The organism is Hyphomicrobiales bacterium (assembly GCA_016125495.1).
In the GTDB taxonomy this organism is placed as follows: domain Bacteria; phylum Pseudomonadota; class Alphaproteobacteria; order Rhizobiales; family RI-29; genus RI-29.
In genome coordinates this window covers 14,240-31,899 of record WGLQ01000003.1, presented here as the reverse complement: position 1 = coordinate 31,899, position 17,660 = coordinate 14,240, and the positions used below count along the sequence as shown (strand labels likewise).

Annotated in this window: 14 protein-coding genes and 4 tRNA genes; 4 read left to right on the top strand and 14 right to left on the bottom strand. The window is 65.8% G+C overall.

What is annotated here, in order from left to right; translation table 11 throughout:
• Positions 1 to 172: 172 nt before the first annotated feature.
• The 6 genes from GC150_02425 to GC150_02400 form a co-directional block, all read right to left on the bottom strand.
• Positions 173 to 2,599, bottom strand: a complete 2,427-nt coding sequence (locus GC150_02425) for an endopeptidase La (protein ID MBI1383751.1) — start codon at positions 2,597 to 2,599, stop codon at positions 173 to 175.
• Between the two features lie 813 nt (positions 2,600 to 3,412).
• Positions 3,413 to 4,660: an ATP-dependent Clp protease ATP-binding subunit ClpX gene (gene clpX / locus GC150_02420; GenBank protein ID MBI1383750.1), complete on the bottom strand. Its 1,248-nt coding sequence runs from the start codon at positions 4,658 to 4,660 to the stop codon at positions 3,413 to 3,415.
• Positions 4,661 to 5,131: 471 nt separating this feature from the next.
• Entirely contained in the window at positions 5,132 to 5,764 is a 633-nt protein-coding gene (gene clpP, locus GC150_02415) for an ATP-dependent Clp endopeptidase proteolytic subunit ClpP (protein MBI1383749.1), read from the bottom strand.
• 151 nt (positions 5,765 to 5,915) lie between these two features.
• Entirely contained in the window at positions 5,916 to 7,274 is a 1,359-nt protein-coding gene (locus GC150_02410) for a trigger factor (GenBank protein ID MBI1383748.1), read from the bottom strand.
• A gap of 53 nt (positions 7,275 to 7,327) precedes the next feature.
• Positions 7,328 to 7,413, bottom strand: a tRNA-Leu gene (locus GC150_02405).
• Between the two features lie 143 nt (positions 7,414 to 7,556).
• Positions 7,557 to 8,687 carry an MBL fold metallo-hydrolase gene (locus GC150_02400; GenBank protein ID MBI1383747.1) on the bottom strand — a complete coding sequence of 377 codons (1,131 nt, stop codon included), beginning with the start codon at positions 8,685 to 8,687 and terminating at the stop codon, positions 7,557 to 7,559.
• Positions 8,688 to 8,922: 235 nt separating this feature from the next.
• Between GC150_02400 and GC150_02395 the strand changes: the two genes are divergently transcribed.
• Positions 8,923 to 8,999: transfer RNA gene (locus GC150_02395), tRNA-Asp, on the top strand.
• A gap of 132 nt (positions 9,000 to 9,131) precedes the next feature.
• On the opposite strand, the gene GC150_02390 is transcribed toward GC150_02395, so the two are convergent.
• Together GC150_02390 and GC150_02385 are read right to left on the bottom strand one after the other, a co-directional pair.
• Positions 9,132 to 9,761, bottom strand: a complete 630-nt coding sequence (locus tag GC150_02390; protein MBI1383746.1) for a PilZ domain-containing protein — start codon at positions 9,759 to 9,761, stop codon at positions 9,132 to 9,134.
• A gap of 165 nt (positions 9,762 to 9,926) precedes the next feature.
• Positions 9,927 to 10,898: a PAS domain-containing protein gene (locus GC150_02385; protein ID MBI1383745.1), complete on the bottom strand. Its 972-nt coding sequence runs from the start codon at positions 10,896 to 10,898 to the stop codon at positions 9,927 to 9,929.
• Positions 10,899 to 10,932: 34 nt separating this feature from the next.
• Here GC150_02385 and GC150_02380 point away from each other — a divergent pair, with 34 nt between their 5' ends.
• Positions 10,933 to 11,364, top strand: a complete 432-nt coding sequence (locus tag GC150_02380) for a CBS domain-containing protein (protein MBI1383744.1) — start codon at positions 10,933 to 10,935, stop codon at positions 11,362 to 11,364.
• A 140-nt stretch (positions 11,365 to 11,504) separates the two neighbouring features.
• Here GC150_02380 and GC150_02375 read toward each other — a convergent pair whose 3' ends face one another.
• From GC150_02375 to folE, 3 genes are all read right to left on the bottom strand, one after another.
• Complete coding sequence (locus tag GC150_02375) at positions 11,505 to 12,446, bottom strand: NTE family protein rssA (GenBank protein ID MBI1383743.1); 942 nt, start codon at positions 12,444 to 12,446, stop codon at positions 11,505 to 11,507.
• Positions 12,447 to 12,569: 123 nt separating this feature from the next.
• Entirely contained in the window at positions 12,570 to 13,010 is a 441-nt protein-coding gene (gene hisI / locus GC150_02370) for a phosphoribosyl-AMP cyclohydrolase (GenBank protein ID MBI1383742.1), read from the bottom strand.
• Between the two features lie 54 nt (positions 13,011 to 13,064).
• A complete protein-coding gene (folE, locus tag GC150_02365; protein ID MBI1383741.1) occupies positions 13,065 to 13,706 on the bottom strand; it encodes a GTP cyclohydrolase I FolE in 642 nt (213 codons plus the stop codon).
• 278 nt (positions 13,707 to 13,984) lie between these two features.
• Here folE and GC150_02360 point away from each other — a divergent pair, with 278 nt between their 5' ends.
• Positions 13,985 to 14,434, top strand: a complete 450-nt coding sequence (locus GC150_02360) for an iron-sulfur cluster assembly scaffold protein (protein MBI1383740.1) — start codon at positions 13,985 to 13,987, stop codon at positions 14,432 to 14,434.
• A 176-nt stretch (positions 14,435 to 14,610) separates the two neighbouring features.
• A complete protein-coding gene (locus GC150_02355) occupies positions 14,611 to 15,126 on the top strand; it encodes a hypothetical protein (GenBank protein ID MBI1383739.1) in 516 nt (171 codons plus the stop codon).
• 774 nt (positions 15,127 to 15,900) lie between these two features.
• Here GC150_02355 and GC150_02350 read toward each other — a convergent pair.
• The 3 genes from GC150_02350 to GC150_02340 form a co-directional block, all read right to left on the bottom strand.
• Positions 15,901 to 17,058, bottom strand: coding sequence for a slipin family protein (locus tag GC150_02350; protein MBI1383738.1), 1,158 nt, complete (start codon positions 17,056 to 17,058; stop codon positions 15,901 to 15,903).
• 383 nt (positions 17,059 to 17,441) lie between these two features.
• Positions 17,442 to 17,514, bottom strand: a tRNA-Asp gene (locus GC150_02345).
• Positions 17,515 to 17,588, bottom strand: a tRNA-Leu gene (locus GC150_02340).
• Positions 17,589 to 17,660 lie beyond the last annotated feature (72 nt).

Here is a 17,660-nt window from a genome sequence, read left to right as displayed (position 1 = left end):
GCCTAACCCCCTTCAAATGGGGGGTGTGTCCGAGACCCGACGCAAGTCCCGGGATTTGTCCCAATTCGGCACGACGGCCACAGATCGGTGTCTGCCTGGCTGACATCGTCTCTGTCCGCTCGGATGGTCCGGGCGGACAGAGACGCGCCAATCCGTGGGCCTCGCGGCCGTTCTAGTGCGCCACCACGCCGGCCGGTGCCTCGGCCTCGCCGGTATTCGCCGGCTTGGCCTCCGGGGTCTCGTTCTCCGACCACTCGACAGCCTCGGGCATACGCTCGAGAGCGACCTTGAGGACTTCCTCGACGCGGGCGACGGGGATGATCTCGAGGCGTGTCTTGACCTCGTCAGGGATGTCCGCGAGGTCCTTTGCGTTCTCGGCCGGGATCAGCACCTTCTTGATGCCGCCCCGCAGCGCCGCGAGCAACTTCTCCTTGAGCCCGCCGATCGGCAGCACGCTGCCACGCAGCGTGATCTCGCCCGTCATGGCCACATCCCGGCGCACCGGGATGCCGGTCATCAGCGAGATGATCGCCGTCACCATCGCGACACCGGCGGAGGGGCCATCCTTGGGCGTTGCCCCCTCCGGCACGTGGACGTGGATGTCACGGCTCTCGAACATCGGCGGCTTGATGCCGAAATCGACCGAACGCGAGCGCACGTAGGCGTTCGCGGCCGAAATGGATTCCTTCATCACGTCCCGCAGATTGCCCGTGACCGTCATCTTGCCTTTGCCCGGCATCATGACGCCCTCGACCGTCAGCAGTTCGCCACCGAACTCCGTCCAGGCGAGACCCGTGACGACGCCGACCTGGTCCGCCAGCTCGGCCTCGCCAAAGCGGTACTTCGGCACACCGAGGTAGCCCTCGAGGTTCTCCGGCGTGATGCGGACGGCGTACTTGCCGGTCTTTTCGATCTCCGTCACCGACTTGCGGGCCAGCTTGGCAATCTCGCGCTCGAGCGAGCGCACGCCCGCCTCGCGCGTATAGCGCCGGATGATGAGCTGCAGGGCCTCATCGTCGATCGTCCACTCGTGCGGCTCGAGGCCGTGGTCCTCGAGCTGGCCGGGAATGAGGTGACGCCGTGCGATCTCGACCTTCTCGCGCTCGGTGTAACCGGCGAGGCGGATGATCTCCATGCGATCCATCAGCGGTGCCGGCAGATTGAGCGTGTTGGCCGTCGTCACGAACATCACGTTCGAGAGGTCGTAGTCGACCTCGAGATAGTGGTCGTTGAACGTGTTGTTCTGCTCGGGGTCCAGAACCTCGAGCAGCGCGGCTGCCGGATCGCCCCGGAAATCCTGCCCCATCTTGTCGATTTCATCGAGCAGGAACAATGGGTTGACCTTCTTGGCCTTGCGCATCGACTGGATGACCTTGCCGGGCATCGAGCCGATGTAGGTCCGGCGGTGGCCACGGATCTCGGCCTCGTCACGCACCCCGCCGAGCGACATGCGCACGAACTCGCGCCCCGTCGCCTTGGCGATCGAACGTCCGAGCGAGGTCTTGCCGACGCCGGGAGGTCCGACGAGGCACAGAATCGGACCCTTGATCCGGTTGGTGCGCTTCTGCACGGCGAGGTATTCGACGATGCGCTCCTTGACCTTCTCGAGGCCGTAGTGGTCCGCATCGAGGATGGCCTGCGCCTCCTCGAGGTCCTTCTTGACCTTACCCTTGACGCCCCACGGGATCGACAGCAGCCAGTCGAGGTAATTGCGCACCACGGTGGCCTCGGCCGACATCGGGCTCATCATCTTGAGCTTCTTCAGTTCGGCGAGCGCCTTGTCCTTGGCTTCCTTGGTGAACTTCGTGTCCTCGATCTTCTGCTCGAACTCGGCGATGTCGTCGCGCTCGTCGCCGTCGCCGAGTTCCTTCTGGATCGCCTTCATCTGCTCGTTGAGGTAGTATTCGCGCTGCGTCTTCTCCATCTGGCGCTTGACCCGCGTGCGGATCTTGCGCTCGACCTGCAGCACCGAGATTTCGCTCTCCATGAGTTCGTAGACGCGCTCGAGCCGCTCGGCGACCGTTTCGATCTCGAGGATTTTCTGCTTGTCGGCGATCTTGATGGCGAGGTGCGAAGCGATCGTATCGGCCAGCTTGGAGTAGTCGGCGATTTGCGAGACCGTTCCGAGCACTTCGGGCGAAATCTTCTTGTTGAGCTTCACGTAGCTTTCGAACTGCGTGACGACCGAGCGCGCGAGCGCCTCGACTTCGGCCTTCTCGCCGACCGTCTCGACCACGCGCTCGACATTGGCCTCGAAGAACAGGGGGTTGTCGCGATACCCGGTGATCCGCGCCCGCGTCGAGCCCTCGACCAGCACCTTGACGGTCCCGTCGGGCAGCTTGAGGAGCTGCAGAACGGACGCGAGGGTGCCGACCTTGAAGATCGATTCCACTTTCGGATCGTCGTCGTTCGCGTTCTGCTGGGCCGCGAGCAGAATCTGCTTGTCGGTGCGCATCACCTCCTCGAGGGCGGCGATCGACTTCTCGCGCCCGACGAAGAGCGGCACGATCATGTAGGGGAACACGACGATATCGCGCAACGGCAGCACCGGATAGGAGCCCGCCAGCTTGCCCAGCTCGTCCCTGCTTTTCTCGCTCATGATGTGCTTCCTATGCTCACCCGGCTCCATCCGGCAGCGACCGGAAGGCCGACCTCGACGTTTTTTGTTCAGCTGGCGACGATGGCGCAATGCCCTTCGCCAGCAATGCTACACGATCCTCTAAGGTAGGCGACAATTCGGCACCTACAAGCTTACGCACCGATAAGCCCGACCTCGATACCCGATCAGTTCCGCGAACCGCGCCCGCTCCGTCTGTGACGCGGCCTGTCCTCCCGAAGCTCTACGCATCGCGGCCCGGCTCCGATCGGGCTCCTCCCGGTGAACCGGGCGTGGTCCGGTCTCTGGTCGGCGCGGGTAAAGGGGGCGGGACGCGGAAGAACGCCACGGCGCGGATCCTGAAACGCGGTTCCGCAAAGGCACGATGGGACGCGGACACCGGTTCGATCAACCCGCACGCGAACGCCGATCCCCTCGAACGCCTCTCGGGAGAGGCTCGGCGACAACCCGATGATCCCGCCAGAGATCATGGCCAGTGGGCATGGAGTCGGCTCTGGAACGGATCACAACAGGAAACGCGGGCCATGGCGTGCCCGCAACGGACATCACCATGTCACATGATCCTACAGTGCGTTGAAAGCGCCTTGCAACCCGGGAGTTGCAACATGGGGGTGGCACGCCAGCCACAACCCCCAACGCTCGTTGGCGCGCAACAAGGTGAATGGGCGACCGTGCGCCCGCGCCACTCCGTCGGCAGGCCGAGGGCGCGATGTCAACGCATGGCCCGGGGCGCAAGAACCGAGCCCCCATGGCCTGGAGAACGGGCGCGGCTGGGACCGACAATCAGGGTGCCGCTCAGGCGCTCGACTCGATTTCCTCGGCGCGGTCCGAGTAGATCCGCAACGGTCGTGCGCTGCCCTCGACGGACTCGGCCGATATCACGACTTCCTCGACACCCTTGAGGCTCGGCAGATCGAACATGGTATCGAGCAGGATCGCCTCCATGATCGACCTCAGGCCGCGAGCGCCGGTCTTGCGTTCGATGGCCCGGCGCGCAATCGCCGTCAGCGCATCCTCGTGGAACGTGAGCTGCACGTCCTCCATCTCGAACAGGCGTTGGTACTGCTTGACGAGAGCATTCTTCGGCTCGCTGAGGATTTTCACCAGCGCCGGCTCATCCAGGTCTTCGAGTGTTGCGAGCACGGGCACGCGGCCGATGAACTCGGGGATGAGGCCGAACTTGAGCAGGTCTTCGGGCTCCACCTCCGACAGCACTTGGCCGGTCCGCCGGTCGTCCTCGGCCCTGACGTTGGCTCCGAACCCGATCGAGGTCGAGCGCCCACGCCGCGAGATGATTTTCTCGAGGCCCGAGAAGGCTCCGCCGCAGATGAAGAGGATGTTGGTCGTGTCGACCTGCAGGAATTCCTGCTGGGGATGCTTGCGCCCACCCTGTGGCGGCACGCTCGCAACCGTGCCCTCCATGATCTTGAGGAGTGCCTGCTGGACACCCTCGCCCGAGACGTCGCGGGTGATCGAGGGGTTGTCCGACTTGCGGCTGATCTTGTCGACCTCGTCGATGTAGACGATGCCGCGCTGGGCCCGCTCGACGTTGTAGTCGGCCGCCTGCAGCAGCTTGAGGATGATGTTCTCGACGTCCTCGCCGACGTAACCGGCTTCCGTGAGGGTCGTCGCGTCGGCCATGGTGAAGGGGACATCGAGCATGCGCGCCAGCGTCTGGGCGAGCAGCGTCTTGCCGCAGCCGGTCGGGCCGATCAGCAGGATGTTCGACTTCTGGAGCTCGACGTCGTTGTTCTTGGTGGCGTGGTTGAGCCGCTTGTAGTGGTTGTGAACCGCCACCGAGAGGACGCGCTTGGCCTTTTCCTGACCGATCACGTAGTCGTCGAGGATGCGGCAGATTTCCTGAGGCGTCGGCACGCCGTCGCGCGACTTGACGAGCGAGGTCTTGTTCTCCTCGCGGATGATGTCCATGCACAGCTCCACGCATTCATCACAGATGAACACCGTCGGCCCCGCGATCAGCTTGCGGACCTCGTGCTGGCTCTTGCCGCAGAAGGAACAGTAGAGGGTATTCTTCTCGCTCATTGGCCCGTCATCTGTTTGTTGGCGGCTGCAAATCAATGCAGCGCACTGCGCCTTGTTTCCCGAGCGCCCCGCGGTGCGGCCCGGCCCCGTGGAACGTCCGCGAGGCGATGAGAGCACGCGACTCTCGCGACGTTCAAGCCCGCACTGCAACCCGTCCAGTACCACCTCGCCGGGCACGCTCGCGCCACGACGACAACTTCCAAGTTTGGCCCATGCCAACCCCGGTTTCAATGGGGTAGCCGGTCGCCCCCCTCACGATCGTGTCGATGCCCCCTCGAAACGGCGGAACCATAACGACTATTTGTCGATCCCGTGACGTTGGCGAGGGACCGGGCACGGGCCATCCTTAGCTCCCGACGCGACCATCGGTGGCTTCCTTGAGGGCATTGGCGGACGAATCGCCCGTCGTGGCGGCCGGTAACGCCAAGCGGCGACGGCCATGAGGCGTTTCCCGGCCTCCGACGAACGGGGCTATTTCTGCTCGGCCTCGTCGACCTTGCGCTTGCTGATGACCTCGTCGATCAGGCCGAAACTCTTGGCCTCCTCCGCGCTCATGAAGTGATCGCGGTCGAGCGTGCGCTCGACGACCTCGAGCGGCTGGCCCGAGTTGTCGACGTAGATCAGGTTGAGCTTGCGCTTGAGCTTGATGATTTCCTCCGCGTGCCGCTCGATGTCGCTCGCCTGCCCCTGGAACCCGCCCGAGGGCTGGTGGAGCATGACGCGTGCATGCGGCAGTGCAAAGCGCATGCCCTTCTCGCCCGACGAGAGCAGCAGCGAGCCCATCGAGGCCGCCTGCCCGATGCAGAGTGTCGAAACCGCCGGACGAATGAACCGCATGGTGTCGAAGATCGCCATGCCCGACGTCACCACGCCGCCGGGCGAGTTGATGTACATGGCGATCTCCTTCTTGGGGTTCTCGGCCTCCAGGAAGAGCAACTGCGCCGTGACAAGGGTCGCCATGTGATCCTCGATCGGACCCGTGACGAAGATGATGCGTTCCTTGAGGAGGCGCGAATAGATGTCGTAGGCGCGTTCGCCCCGGTTCGTCTGCTCGACGACCATGGGCACCAGGGTGTTCGTGTAGACGGCGACCGGGTCTCTCATCTCTCTGTCCTTCCTCGAACGGGGGTTGCTCGATGGGCGCGCGTGGCGTGCCGTGCGTGTGCCGCCTCTGGCGAGGCGTCGCACGGCTGCGCGCCACTCGGCTGCGCGGCCGGTGGGCACCGGCCGTGGTCTCGGCTGGCCCGGCCGTGGCTCAGCCCTGCTGCTCGTCCTCGTCCTCGACCGCAAGCAGTTCTTCGGGCGTAACGACCGTGTCCGTCACCTCGGCGAGTTCGAGAATGAAGTCGACGACCTTGTCCTCGAAGAGCGGGGCGCGCAATTGCAGCATCGCCTCGGGCGACTTGCGCAGGAACTCGTAGACTTGGCGTTCCTCGCCGGGATAGCGCCGGGCCTGCTCGACCATGGCGCGCGCCAGTTCCTCGTCACTGACCGTGATCTGGTTCTTCTCGCCGACATCCGAGAGAACGAGCCCGAGGCGCACGCGCCGCGCCGCGATCGCGCGGTACTCGTCACGGGCGGCCTCCTCGGTCTTGCCCTCGTCCGCGAGTGTGCGGCCGGCCTGCTCGAGGCTTTGCGTCACCTGCCGCCAGATGCCCTCGAACTCACTGTCCACCAGCGATGCCGGCAAATCGAAGGTGTGGGCGTCGTTGAGTGCATCGAGCAGCTTGCGCTTGAGCTTGGCGCGAGTGGCCGAGGCATACTCGGCGTTCGTGCGCTCCTCGACCGCCGCCCGCAACTTGGCGAGGCTGTCGAGCCCGAGCTTGCTGGCGAATTCGTCATCGAGTTCCGGCAGCCGCGGCACCGCGACGTCCTTGACCTTGACCTTGAAGACGGCGTCCTTGCCCCTGAGCTGCTCGGCCGGATAATTGTCCGGAAAGCTCGCCTTGACGTCACGCTCCTCGCCCGCCTTGGCGCCCGTGAGCCCGTCCTCGAAGCCCGGAATGAAACCGCCGCGGCCGATCACGACGAACATGTCCTCGCCCGAGCCGCCCTCGAACGGTTCGCCATCGATGCGGCCCTCGAAATCGATCGTCAGCCGGTCGCGTGCTTCGGCGGCCCGGCCCTCCTGGACGTCGTAGGAAACGCCCTGCTCGCGCAGCCGCTCCATCGCCTCGTCGATCTGCGCGGCCGGCACCTCGGCGACCGGGCGCTCGAGCTTGAGCGTCTTGAAATCGACCACCTCGAAGCTCGGGAGCACCTCGAACGTGACGTCGTAGGAGAGGTCGGCCTCACCCGCGATCACCTTGTCGATGGCCCCCTCCTCCTCGGAGAATTTGATGTCGGGTCGCAGCGCCGGGCGTTCGTTGCGTTCATCGAGCGCGCGCTGCGTCGTCTCGTTGACCGCCTTCTCCAGCACTTCCGCCATCACCGAGCGACCGTACAGCCGCTTGATGTGCGCGAACGGAACCTTGCCGGGCCGGAACCCCTTGATGCGCACCTGGTCCTTGAGCTCTGCGATCCGCTCGTCGGCGCGGCTGGCCAGTTCTGCCGCGCTGATCGTCACTTGGAGCTGGCGCTTCAGCCCTTCGTTCATGGTCTCGGTAACGTGCATGTCGGACAATTCCGTTTGTCGTGGCCACGCCATTGCGTGACCGCCATTGAGCCTGGTGCGGGCGGAGGGACTTGAACCCCCACGGGCGAAGCCCACGAGGACCTAAACCTCGCGTGTCTGCCAGTTCCACCACGCCCGCTGAGGGGTGCGCCAGGATAACGCGAGAAACCTGCGGTCTCTATCATGGGCCCGCAGCCAACCGCCAGCGTAAAATCGGGCATCGTCAATGGCCGGCGCCGGCGCCGGTGATCGCGCACCGGTCGGGTCGGCGCACCGACGCCGTCAAACCTCCCAGGTCCAGAGCGAGGGTACCCAGCGATAGGTCCGTCCGCGCCGCCCGACGCGGCCGAGCCCGGGATACGGCAGATGATAGCCGAGCACCAACGGTGCCTCGTTCGCACACCGTTCCAGCAACGCGAGCCGCGTATTCTTGGCCATCTCGGCGTCGAGATCGAGGCCGGAGCGCCAGTCGGGCCTCTCGAAAGCAACGACAGCATGCGCAAGTGCATTGCCGGCGATGATGAGCTTCTCGGCTCCGCCATCGACCAGCACCGACGCATGGCCCGGTGTGGTACCGCCCGTCGTAAAGAGCGAGATCCCTGGCGCCACTTCACCAGGCTCCGTCAATCGGCGAACCCGCGCGCTGATCGCGAGCAGGATGGCCTGCACTTTGTCGATGGTTGCGGACCACGGCTCCTTGAGCGTCGCGCGCGCCTGCTCGCCCGTCCAGAAGTCCCACTCTGCGCCCAGCATCACGTAGTCGGCGCGCGGGAAGACGGGCGTGTTCGCGAACGGGTCGACGAGGCCGCCGATGTGGTCGAGGTGGCAATGCGTGACCACCACGAGATCGATGTCCTCGGTCTTGTAGCCGGCGGCCGCCAGGTTCTGCAGCAGTCGGCCCGAACTCGGTTGGTAGTCGGCACCTGCTCCGGCATCGATGAGGATCCGGGCATCCGCCGTCTCGACCACGCATGCGTTGAGGTGTGCGGCGACCGTCTCGGTATCGAGGAAGCTCTCGCGCAGCAGAGCCTTGAGCTGCGCGTCCGGCACGTCGGTTGCTGCCACTCCGACCGGCCAGTTGACGAGCCCGTCGCTGATGACCGTGATGACCCGCTCGCCGACGCGCTGGCGATAAAAGCCCGGTGCCTGCAACTTGTGATCCACATGGCCTGCCTGGGCGAGCTGAGCGGAGGTGCCATCGTCGGCCTTGGCACCGTTGGCAACGCCGCCGAGCACACCGAGCGCACCACCGAGCGCACCGAGCGCCCCCCGGCGCGTCATGTCCATTGTCGATGATCGCCCGCCACCCGCGATACTGCCGCCGCGGGCCGGCATTTCTGATCCCTCAACCGCTCTCGATGAAGCGGCCCCGTCACGACTCTTCCCGGCCCCCGCCGAACCCTGTTTCGTCATGGCGCTCCTCGATCATTCGCGCATGCGGGCGCCGCCACCCGCTTGCGGTATTTCGAGTGTGCCATGCCGGGACGATGCATGTAAAACTCAAATGTCGAGATGGTCGGGCTGGCCGGCGGGTTCGTTTCGGGAGCCCTGATCATCGGTTTGCGCTTCGGGTCGTTCACGAGACCCTTGACACCCGGCGCGCACCCCCGTACCCACTCTCGGCTTGGCGGACCCAGTCCGTCCACGCGGGGGTGTAGCTCAGTCGGTTAGAGCGCCGGCCTGTCACGCCGGAGGCCGCGGGTTCGAGTCCCGTCACTCCCGCCATTTCCATCCATCTCGACACTCGTTCGGAAGGACGGCGGCGCCCGGAGGCGCCGGCTGGCGATTGTCGCCGCACGAGGCGCAGCGCGCGGGATCGGACGCAAAGGGCCCGGAAGGCCCTTGTCTTGACGCGGCTCAGCTGAAATTGCGGCGGATCGCGTTCGGGCTCTGGATGTCCGTGAACTGCACGCTGAAGCCCTGCTCGTGATGTCGCACGACGCGGCCGCGCAGCTTGCCGAGCAGGATGTTCTCACCGACTTCGGGCTTGACCTCGGCCGAGATCGAAGCGCCCCCGACCGAGACGTCGTTGAGGCGGCATTGAAGCATGGCGCCATTGGCGAGGGTGATGACCGCTTCGCGCACGTTCGGCACGATGCGCTCGTGTCGCCGCTCGTCCGCAGGGTCGAGGAGATGCCGGTTGACGAGCCACGTCAGTGTGGCGGCCAACTTTTCCCGCTTGTGCTGCGTGTTGACGAACTGCATTCCGAAGCCGCCGTCGAAGCGCCGCGTCACGGTGCCCTCGAGCCGCCCGAGTTCATCGAAGTAGGCGACGATCCGCTCGCCGTCGCCGACCACCCTGTTGGTCTCGATCGCCGCGCCTCCGACGGAAATGTCGCGCAGGCGGCAGGGGTGCTCCTGCTGGTCGCTCGACATGAAGCGCCCGATCAGTGACATCGTGCAGCGCTTGTGGCGGCGTCGGTCCGCCGCGATCCGCGAGAGCGTGCCGCGCGGTCGCGATTCCGAGAGCTGGCCCTGAGTTGCCATTGGTGTGGATCGATCCCGGTTCAGTGAAGGTTTGACGCGGGCCGTGCGGATGACTGGCCTTCACCGAACAGGATCGCCCGCCGCGTTTAACAAACGCCTAAAGTCAGGGCGATGAGTGACACCAAAAAGGGGGGTCCTAAGAACGGGACGTCGCCGTCTGCCGGATCAGTCCTGGCTGCGCCCGCCATCGTAGACGCGGAACGCGCGGTGCTCGCTGGTCACGAGGCGCGAATAGCGCGGCTGTGTCAGGAACGGCGACTGGCGATCCATCCGGTTGACCACCGCGAATGGCCGCCCGTCCGGCCAGATCGTCTCGACGCCGATGAGCCGGATGGCCTCGATCGGGCGGCCGACGGCCCACCCCTGCCGACCTGCGGTCGCCAGCGCGCCGAGCACGCGGTTCACTTGATCGCCCGTGTGCACGAGCGGCAGCAGGATCATTTCGCATTCCGACAGCGTCTTGCCACCCGCGCTCGCCTGGAAGCGGACGATGCCGACGGCCGCATCACGAACCACGGTTTGCATGACGTCGCCGATGGCCTTGCGGTCGTCGCCATGCCAGATGTCCATCAGATCGATGCCGCGGAACTCCCGCCCGAACAGCTCGCAGATCCGCGTCCCGGCGAGCCTGAACCGGAAGCGCTCGAGTTCGACTCGCTCCAGGATGAACGTGTCGGGGAGAATCTCGGCGATCCGCGACGGCTCGATGTCGAAGCGGCGCGGCGCCAAGCGCTCCCCCCGCACGCCATTCCAATACCCATAGAGGATCTGGTTATTCTTTTCCTGCATCGCGGATACGCTCCCAACACAGCCGATTGCCCGACTGCCGCCCCTCGCCCGAATGACCCCTGCCGAGCGCGACCGACCGACGGACGGTCGCCGCGCTTCATCTGCCGCCTCCAAGAGCAGGACTTGTGCCAACGCCAGCGCCGATCGTTTCCCCCCGGGGGCGATCGTAAGAATGCGTAAACGACGTTTGTGGCGTCCGTCGGCGCCACGACAGACGAGGGCTGCACGTGCTTGCGGCCTCTCGCATTTCGCGCAATGCTTGGCTCCGGCAAGAAGATCATCCCGGCGGTCACTCGACGACAGTCCGCCAGGGATGACACGTCGAAGAACGGGGGTTGGTGGCCGCATTGGCCGAACGAGGGATTTGTCAAGGGGACGTGTAATGAACGTTCAGTCCATCCTGACCGCCAAGGGTAACGGCGTGGTCACTTCGCACGCCTCGATGACGCTGGAGGAGGTGGCACGCGAGCTGACCGCAAACCGTGTCGGCTCGGTCGTGGTGGTGGACCGGAATGGCGCCATCGTCGGCATCCTATCCGAGCGCGATGTGGTCCGTGCCGTCGCCGCGCGTGGCGCCGCCGCGCTCGAGGATCTGGTTGGCGATGTCATGACGCGCGAGGTGGTCACCTGCCGCCGCGACGAGGCGATCGAGTCCCTCATGGAAAAGATGACGCGCGGCCGCTTCCGTCACCTTCCGGTCGTCGACGCCGAAAAGCTGGTCGGGATCATTTCGATCGGCGATGTGGTCAAGCACCGCTTGGCCGAGGTCGACATGGAGGCGCAGGCCATGCGGGCCTACATCGCGGCCAACTGACCTCGGCCGTCGACCCGATGCCGCTTGGCCCGGCAAGCCAGAGCGAGCAGTCGGCTGGTCACGGCAGGGAGTGCGGAGCGCACGCCTCGGCGCGCCGTCGTGGGCAACTGGCGCCGCTGGAGCCGGCGCTTGCCGCGGCGTCAGCGCCCCGTGGTCTCAACGAGCGCCGGGCCGCGAATCTCGTCGAGCCTGTTGATCATGCGCTCGGCCGCCTCCTCGCCGCGCGCGATCAGTTCGTCGGCGCGGTGGAACTCGAAGAGGCCGATGCCCTTGAGGCGTGGCTTCAAAGTGATGTCCGGCGGATCGCCGGCGAGCCGCGCCCGAGCGATGCGGTCCTGGATGATGCTGAATGCGTCCATCATGACGCTCGAGATGCCGGGCGCGCCGGACACTTGACCGAAGAACTGGCGATGCAGGAGCTGGGCGGCCGACCAGGTGCTCTTTGGCGCGACGGGGGTGGGGCGCTCGAGATCGTCCTCGCTCGAAACGTCTTCGAAGCCGTAGTCCGGGATGACCGCGCCACGCCCGAAGGTATCACAGTGGAGGTTGACCGCGATCACCATCTGCGCGCCGAGCGCGCGGCAGACCGAGACCGGGATGGGGTTCACGAGGGCACCGTCGATCAGCCATCGCCCCTTGATGTTGACCGGATGGAAGATGCCCGGCAGCGCATAGGAAGCGCGCAGCGCATCGACGAGGCGCCCCTTGGTCAGCCAGATCTCGTGACCCGTGCCGAGTTCGGTCGCGATGGCGGCAAAGCGGGTCGGCAATTCCTCGATGCGGGTCATCTCCAGATGATCCTCGAGCCGCTGGCAGAGCCGCCTGCCGGAGATGAGACCCGAGCCCGCGAGATTGAAATCGAGCAGGCGGAAGACCTTGCTCTTGGTCAGGCTCAGCGCGAATTCCTCGAGCTGGGGGAGCTTCTCGGCGGCATGGCAGCCGCCGACCACGGCACCGATCGAGGTTCCGACGATGACGTCGGGGAATATGCCGGCCTTCGACAGGGCCTTGAGGATGCCGATGTGCGCCCAGCCCCTTGCCGCTCCGCCACCGAGCGCCAGTCCGATCGTCCCAGTCCCCATCGTCTTAGCCCCTCCACGGCCGTTCCGCGCAGGACCGGCCAAGCAAGCACCGTACCGGAGGGCGTGCCTGCGACCGAGGTGCCGGGTTGGCCATGCCAATCAGGCAGGGTAGCGACGATTCGATTAACTATTCTTGAACGGTCCCGGGACCTGGTCGCGGGGCTCGAGCCGACGAGTGCCGGCTGCCGGCCCTGACCCGACGGCGATCGCGCGGTAGAAACAACTCGCAGCGCCGGTATGACAGGCAACCCCGGCGCCTGCTGTCCGCACTACGATCCAGATGGCGTCCTGATCGCAGTCCGTGCGCAATTCGACGACGTGCTGGACGTTGCCGCTGGTCTCGCCTTTGACCCACAATTTGCCGCGCGAGCGGCTCCAATAGGTCGCGATGCCGGTCTCGATCGTGCGGGCGAGCGCTTCGGCGTTCATGTAGGCGAGCATCAGCACACGGCCGTCCTCGGCCGAGGTGGTGACCACCGGAACGAGGCCCTTGGCATCGAAGCGCGGCGCAAAGGTATCGCCGGCCTCGATTTCGTGGCTGTCTTGCAGTGTCTGGAACACCATCGCACGGCTCGCTCGGTTTGCGCGCCCGATCAGCCGCCGCCCTCGCCGGCTGACCTAGCGGCGCCCGCTGGCCAGCAGCATGAAGCGGTTCTTTTCGCTGAGCTCGTCCTTGAAGAGGCCGGTGAACTGCGTCGTGATCGTGGCGACGTTGCGCTTGTTGACGCCACGCAGCGACATGCACTGATGCACCGCCTCGATCATGACGGCCACGCCTCTCGGACGCAGCGCCTGCTCGATCGCATCGACGATCTGCGCCGTCATCGTCTCTTGTGACTGCAGGCGGCGCGAGAAGACCTCGACGACGCGCGCGAGCTTGGAGATCCCGACCACGCGATCGGTCGGGTAGTAGGCGACATGGGCCCGCCCGACGAACGGCACCATGTGATGCTCGCAGTGCGAGTTCATGTCGATGTCGCGCAGCATGACGAGGTCGTCGTAACCAGCGACCTCCTCGAAGGTCCGCGAGAGGATCTCGACCGGATCCTCGCCGTAGCCGCTGAAGAATTCGTCGTAGGCGTTGAGCACGCGCTTCGGCGTGTCGATGAGGCCCTCGCGCGTCGGGTCGTCGCCGGACCAGGCGATGAGCGTGCGCACCGCGGCCTCGGCCTCTTCCCGGGAAGGTCTGGGCGCTGGCGAGCCGGTGCTTGCCGAGGCCTCGCGGGCGATTGCCGCGCTCTTGCGTACGATTGCGTCCATTCCGATGCCTCAGTCCCTTTCGAGGATGGCGTGCCGGGGGTCGTCGCCCGCGACCTTACGCCCCAGGTCGCTCGGCGGCTCGACTGCGCCGAATCCTGCTGGCATCGGATCGGCCCTTGCGCCAAGTTCGCTTGTTACTCGTATGGGTGACACGTTATGACGATTTCAAGTGTAAGTTGATCGCCAGCCCGGCCGCCGCGCGTGGCCAGCAACATATGGCCTCCGCCATGCTCCCGCAAGCGACTGGCCCGGCCATCTGCCATGACGTGGGATGACGCATGAGCGAACTCGACGACATCTATTCCGACGAGATCCTGACGCTGGCAGCCAACATGCCACCGGCCGAACGGCTCCCCGATCCCGACGCGAGCGCGACCGCCCATTCCAAGCTCTGCGGCTCGACGATCACCGTGGATCTCGAGGTCAGGGACGGCCTGGTGAGCGCCTATGGTCACACCGTCAAGGCATGTCTGCTCGGCCAGACCTCGGCAGCGGTTGTCGCCAGAGAGGCGAAAGGTTCGACGCCGCAAGAGCTTCGCGACGTGGCGCGCCAGATGCGGGCGATGCTGAAGGAGGATGGCGAGCCGCCGACCGGGCGCTGGGCCGATCTCGCCCTGCTGCGTCCCGTCCGCCATTTCAAAGCCCGCCACACCTCGACGCTCCTGGTCTTCGATGCCGTGCTCGAGGCGCTCGACGAGATCGAGAGGCGCGCTGGCAGCGCCGCGTGATCCGGCAGCTGGGGCTCGGGTTGGCAGCGGTGGAGCCGGTCGTTTGTGCTCTTTCGCTCACCCTCTTGCATTTCGTCGGGAAGGCTGGCGAAGCTGGGCGCGGTAACCCAGCGCAACGACGCTCGGCAAGGCGGCCTGCCTGCCGGGAATGGTTGGGTGTCAAGTATGAGGCGGGCATGGCAATGGGAAGGGATGCGCGGCGCGGGCCGTTCTGGGTTGAAAAGCTTGCGGCCCTGGCGGTCGCCGGCCTGCTGCTGCTGGCCGGTCCGCCATTGCTCCCGCAGCTTTTCCCGGCCGAGCGCGCCGAGGCTGCGACTTCGCTCTCCGTCGGTGGCCGTCGCATGACCTGCGGTCTCGGCAAGATCGTCGTCGACAACCAGATGCCCGCGCTCGGGCGCGCCCGCCCCTCGCTGCGTGAACTCTACATCAACATGCGGCTGCTGGGCCGCTATCCGGCCGCCTTCCAGCAATTCGTCTTCCTGCACGAGTGCGCGCATATGACCATCGTCGACGAGACCGCGGCCGACTGCTGGGCCATCCAGCGCGGGCGCTATCGCGGGCTGTTCTCCAAGAGGAGCGTCGATCAGATTTGCAAGTCGCTGTGGAACACGCCGGCGGGTCGCTTCCATTTCGCCGGTCCCGATCGCTGCCAGCACCTCAACGCCTGTTGGGCCGGGGCCAGCGGTCGCTAGAGCGTCGTCGGTGGTGCGTCGTGTCCCGTTGGCGTGTCGTGCCCGGCCCGCGATCGAAGCGGCCTGCCCGCGTTTGCTGCGGTCGATGATTTTGTCGCTTGGACCGTCTCGTGTCTGGCGCCACGGGCGCTGTGTGGTGTCTGCCGGCCGCAGGTTCCACGTGGCGCATGCAACGGCATTTTCTGAGCCGAAAGCATAATTTTATTCCGGGTTCATTGATATTTCCGCATCTCTCCCGAACGTGAGCGCGCGGGGTGAAATGGACACCCCGATGCCCTTGACGCGGCGGCAAATCGCCTTGATTCGCAATCATTTTCCTGGTGTGGCGCAGCGGGCCGTCCGAAAGCCGGCGCGTCACGGATCACGAGAAAAGGAAGAAGATCATGAGCAAGTTTGCGACCCTCCTCGTCCTCCTCGGCATCGCTGGCGGCGCAGCCAACGTCGCGGTGGCGTTTGCCCCCGTCGGCGAGCGTTCCCTGACGGTTTTCGCCCAGGAGGATTGCGTCGACGGCGAGAAGTGGAACGAGGAGACGCAGAAGTGCGAGAAAGAGGGCGAGTAACCCTCGGCTCGCACGCCCTGCGGCACAGTCCCGAATGATCGATGAGGTCCCCCCGCCGCTCCTTGTCCCGCGTTCCGGGGCGGGCGGGCGGACCATCGGGCCGCAGGGCAGGTGAGGCGTCGGGGCGGTCGCGGTTCGAGGATCGCGGCCGCCCTCGTGCTGCCTGCCTAGGGGCTCCGGAAATGGCAGCCGGCGGTCGGCCGGCCCGCTCCGTCTAGCCGTTTTCGTCCTTGCCTGGCTGACGCAGTGAATAGAGCCCGGACAACAGCGCCTCGAGACCCTTGCCCCCGCCGGCGTGCAGATCGATCCGCCCGACTTTTTCGACGAGCTTCTCGAGTGCTTCGAGTTCCTTCAGACGCAGCAGCAGCGGATTGTCCTCCATCAGCTTGGAGGTGTTGAGCAGCGATCGCGTCGCCGCCGTCTCCTCCTGGCGCCGGATGAGGTTGGCCTTCGCCGTGCGCTCGGCCTCCACCACCTTGTTGAGGAGTTCGCGCACGTCTCCCGGCAGGATCACGTCCTTGATGCCGATTTCGCCCACCTCGATGCCGAGCGCCTTGGAGCGCTGTGTGACGAATTCGCGTACCTGGCCGTCGATCTGGTCGCGGGCGGCGAGGATTTCATCGAGCGTGCGCGTTGCGACCGCCTCACGGATCGCGAACTGGACGAGCCGGTAGAGCGTTCCGGAGAGGTCGTTGACCTCGTTGACCGCGCGCCGGGGATCGGTGATGCGGTAGAAGGCCGTCAGCGTCACGCGGATGCCGACGCGATCCTTCGTCAGGATTTCCTGCGCCGTCACTTCGATCGGCTGCGGGCGCATGTCGAGTTTGGCGATCCGGATCGTGCGCCCGACCGCCCAGAACGCGTGCCGGCCTGGGGCCAATTCGTCGATGAGTTCACCGTCGACGAAGAGCAATCCGATCTCGTGCGCGTTGATGATTTCGTGCACGACCACCGAACTGCTCTTGAGGTCCATGCGCTTGAGGTGCTTCGGATCGACCTGCAGCGTCCCTGCGGCATCGATGAGTTCGACTTCGACCAGCGTGATGGTGCGCCAGTAGGCCCTCGTCGTCATCGGCGGCAGCAGATGGGTCGGCTGGCCGTCGAGCGCGACGATGGCGACCTCACCGGGGCCGGTTTGAACGATCTCGAAATTATCTTCCGCGACCTTTGGGTGCGCCTTCTCGAATAGGAGCGCGGTGTCGACCGGCACGTCCGTGCGCACCACTTTGACCACCCGGGCATCGTAGCGCCCGGCCGGATCGAAGAGGCGCGTGCGCCCGGGCTCGAGCAGCCGCACGAAGCGACCGTCATGGGTCAGGAACGCGCGCTCGTCGTCACGTACGGTGACGCTGAAAAATCCGAATTGACGCATTGCGCGATCTCCGAGTGTGTGCAGCCATCGCGAAGGTGCGGCCCATCCCGGCCGCGTGTGGTTCGTGGTTCGTCGGGTCCGATCGTGGCTTCCAAGGTCGCCGGCCGCCTCACCACATCCCGGACACGGGCGCCGGCTTGAGCCGGCTGGCGCCGTCCTCGCCTCGGGATTGCGGCCGCCTGTCGCCCCGAGGGACGGCAGGCGCCGGTGTCCCGCGCTCGGACCTTGCCGGCCGGCGGTATCCGCCGGGCGCACAGGGCGCCGCGATGCTCGCCCGCGTGCCGCCTCGGCTTTCGCCTCGACCACAACGAAGGCCGGTTCGGCTGCCGGCTCCCTCATTTTGGAGCTTGGTTACCAGCCAAGTGTGCGTTTTAAAGCACAGGCAAACGACGCGGGAGTCGAACCCGCGACAAAAGGAGTGACGATCCTTTGCTCTACCCTCTGAGCTAGTCGTTTTGGAGAAGCTGAAGGGACTCGAACCCCCGCCCTGCCGGCCATTGCCGGCTGCTCTACCGCTGAGCTACAGCCTCGTCCCGAAGGTGCGGAACACACCAACCGCAGGGCGGCGCGCGCCGGCCGGTGCATGAGAGCCCGTGCCCGAG

Coding starts and splice junctions, on each gene's coding strand:
- GC150_02425 (MBI1383751.1), bottom strand. CDS start 2,599: ATGAGCGAGAAAAGCAGGGACGAGCTGGGCAAGCTGGCGGGCTCCTAT.
- clpX (MBI1383750.1), bottom strand. CDS start 4,660: ATGAGCGAGAAGAATACCCTCTACTGTTCCTTCTGCGGCAAGAGCCAG.
- clpP (MBI1383749.1), bottom strand. CDS start 5,764: ATGAGAGACCCGGTCGCCGTCTACACGAACACCCTGGTGCCCATGGTC.
- GC150_02410 (MBI1383748.1), bottom strand. CDS start 7,274: ATGCACGTTACCGAGACCATGAACGAAGGGCTGAAGCGCCAGCTCCAA.
- GC150_02400 (MBI1383747.1), bottom strand. CDS start 8,687: ATGACGAAACAGGGTTCGGCGGGGGCCGGGAAGAGTCGTGACGGGGCC.
- GC150_02390 (MBI1383746.1), bottom strand. CDS start 9,761: ATGGCAACTCAGGGCCAGCTCTCGGAATCGCGACCGCGCGGCACGCTC.
- GC150_02385 (MBI1383745.1), bottom strand. CDS start 10,898: ATGCGGCCACCAACCCCCGTTCTTCGACGTGTCATCCCTGGCGGACTG.
- GC150_02380 (MBI1383744.1), top strand. CDS start 10,933: ATGAACGTTCAGTCCATCCTGACCGCCAAGGGTAACGGCGTGGTCACT.
- GC150_02375 (MBI1383743.1), bottom strand. CDS start 12,446: ATGGGGACTGGGACGATCGGACTGGCGCTCGGTGGCGGAGCGGCAAGG.
- hisI (MBI1383742.1), bottom strand. CDS start 13,010: ATGGTGTTCCAGACACTGCAAGACAGCCACGAAATCGAGGCCGGCGAT.
- folE (MBI1383741.1), bottom strand. CDS start 13,706: ATGGACGCAATCGTACGCAAGAGCGCGGCAATCGCCCGCGAGGCCTCG.
- GC150_02360 (MBI1383740.1), top strand. CDS start 13,985: ATGAGCGAACTCGACGACATCTATTCCGACGAGATCCTGACGCTGGCA.
- GC150_02355 (MBI1383739.1), top strand. CDS start 14,611: ATGGCAATGGGAAGGGATGCGCGGCGCGGGCCGTTCTGGGTTGAAAAG.
- GC150_02350 (MBI1383738.1), bottom strand. CDS start 17,058: ATGCGTCAATTCGGATTTTTCAGCGTCACCGTACGTGACGACGAGCGC.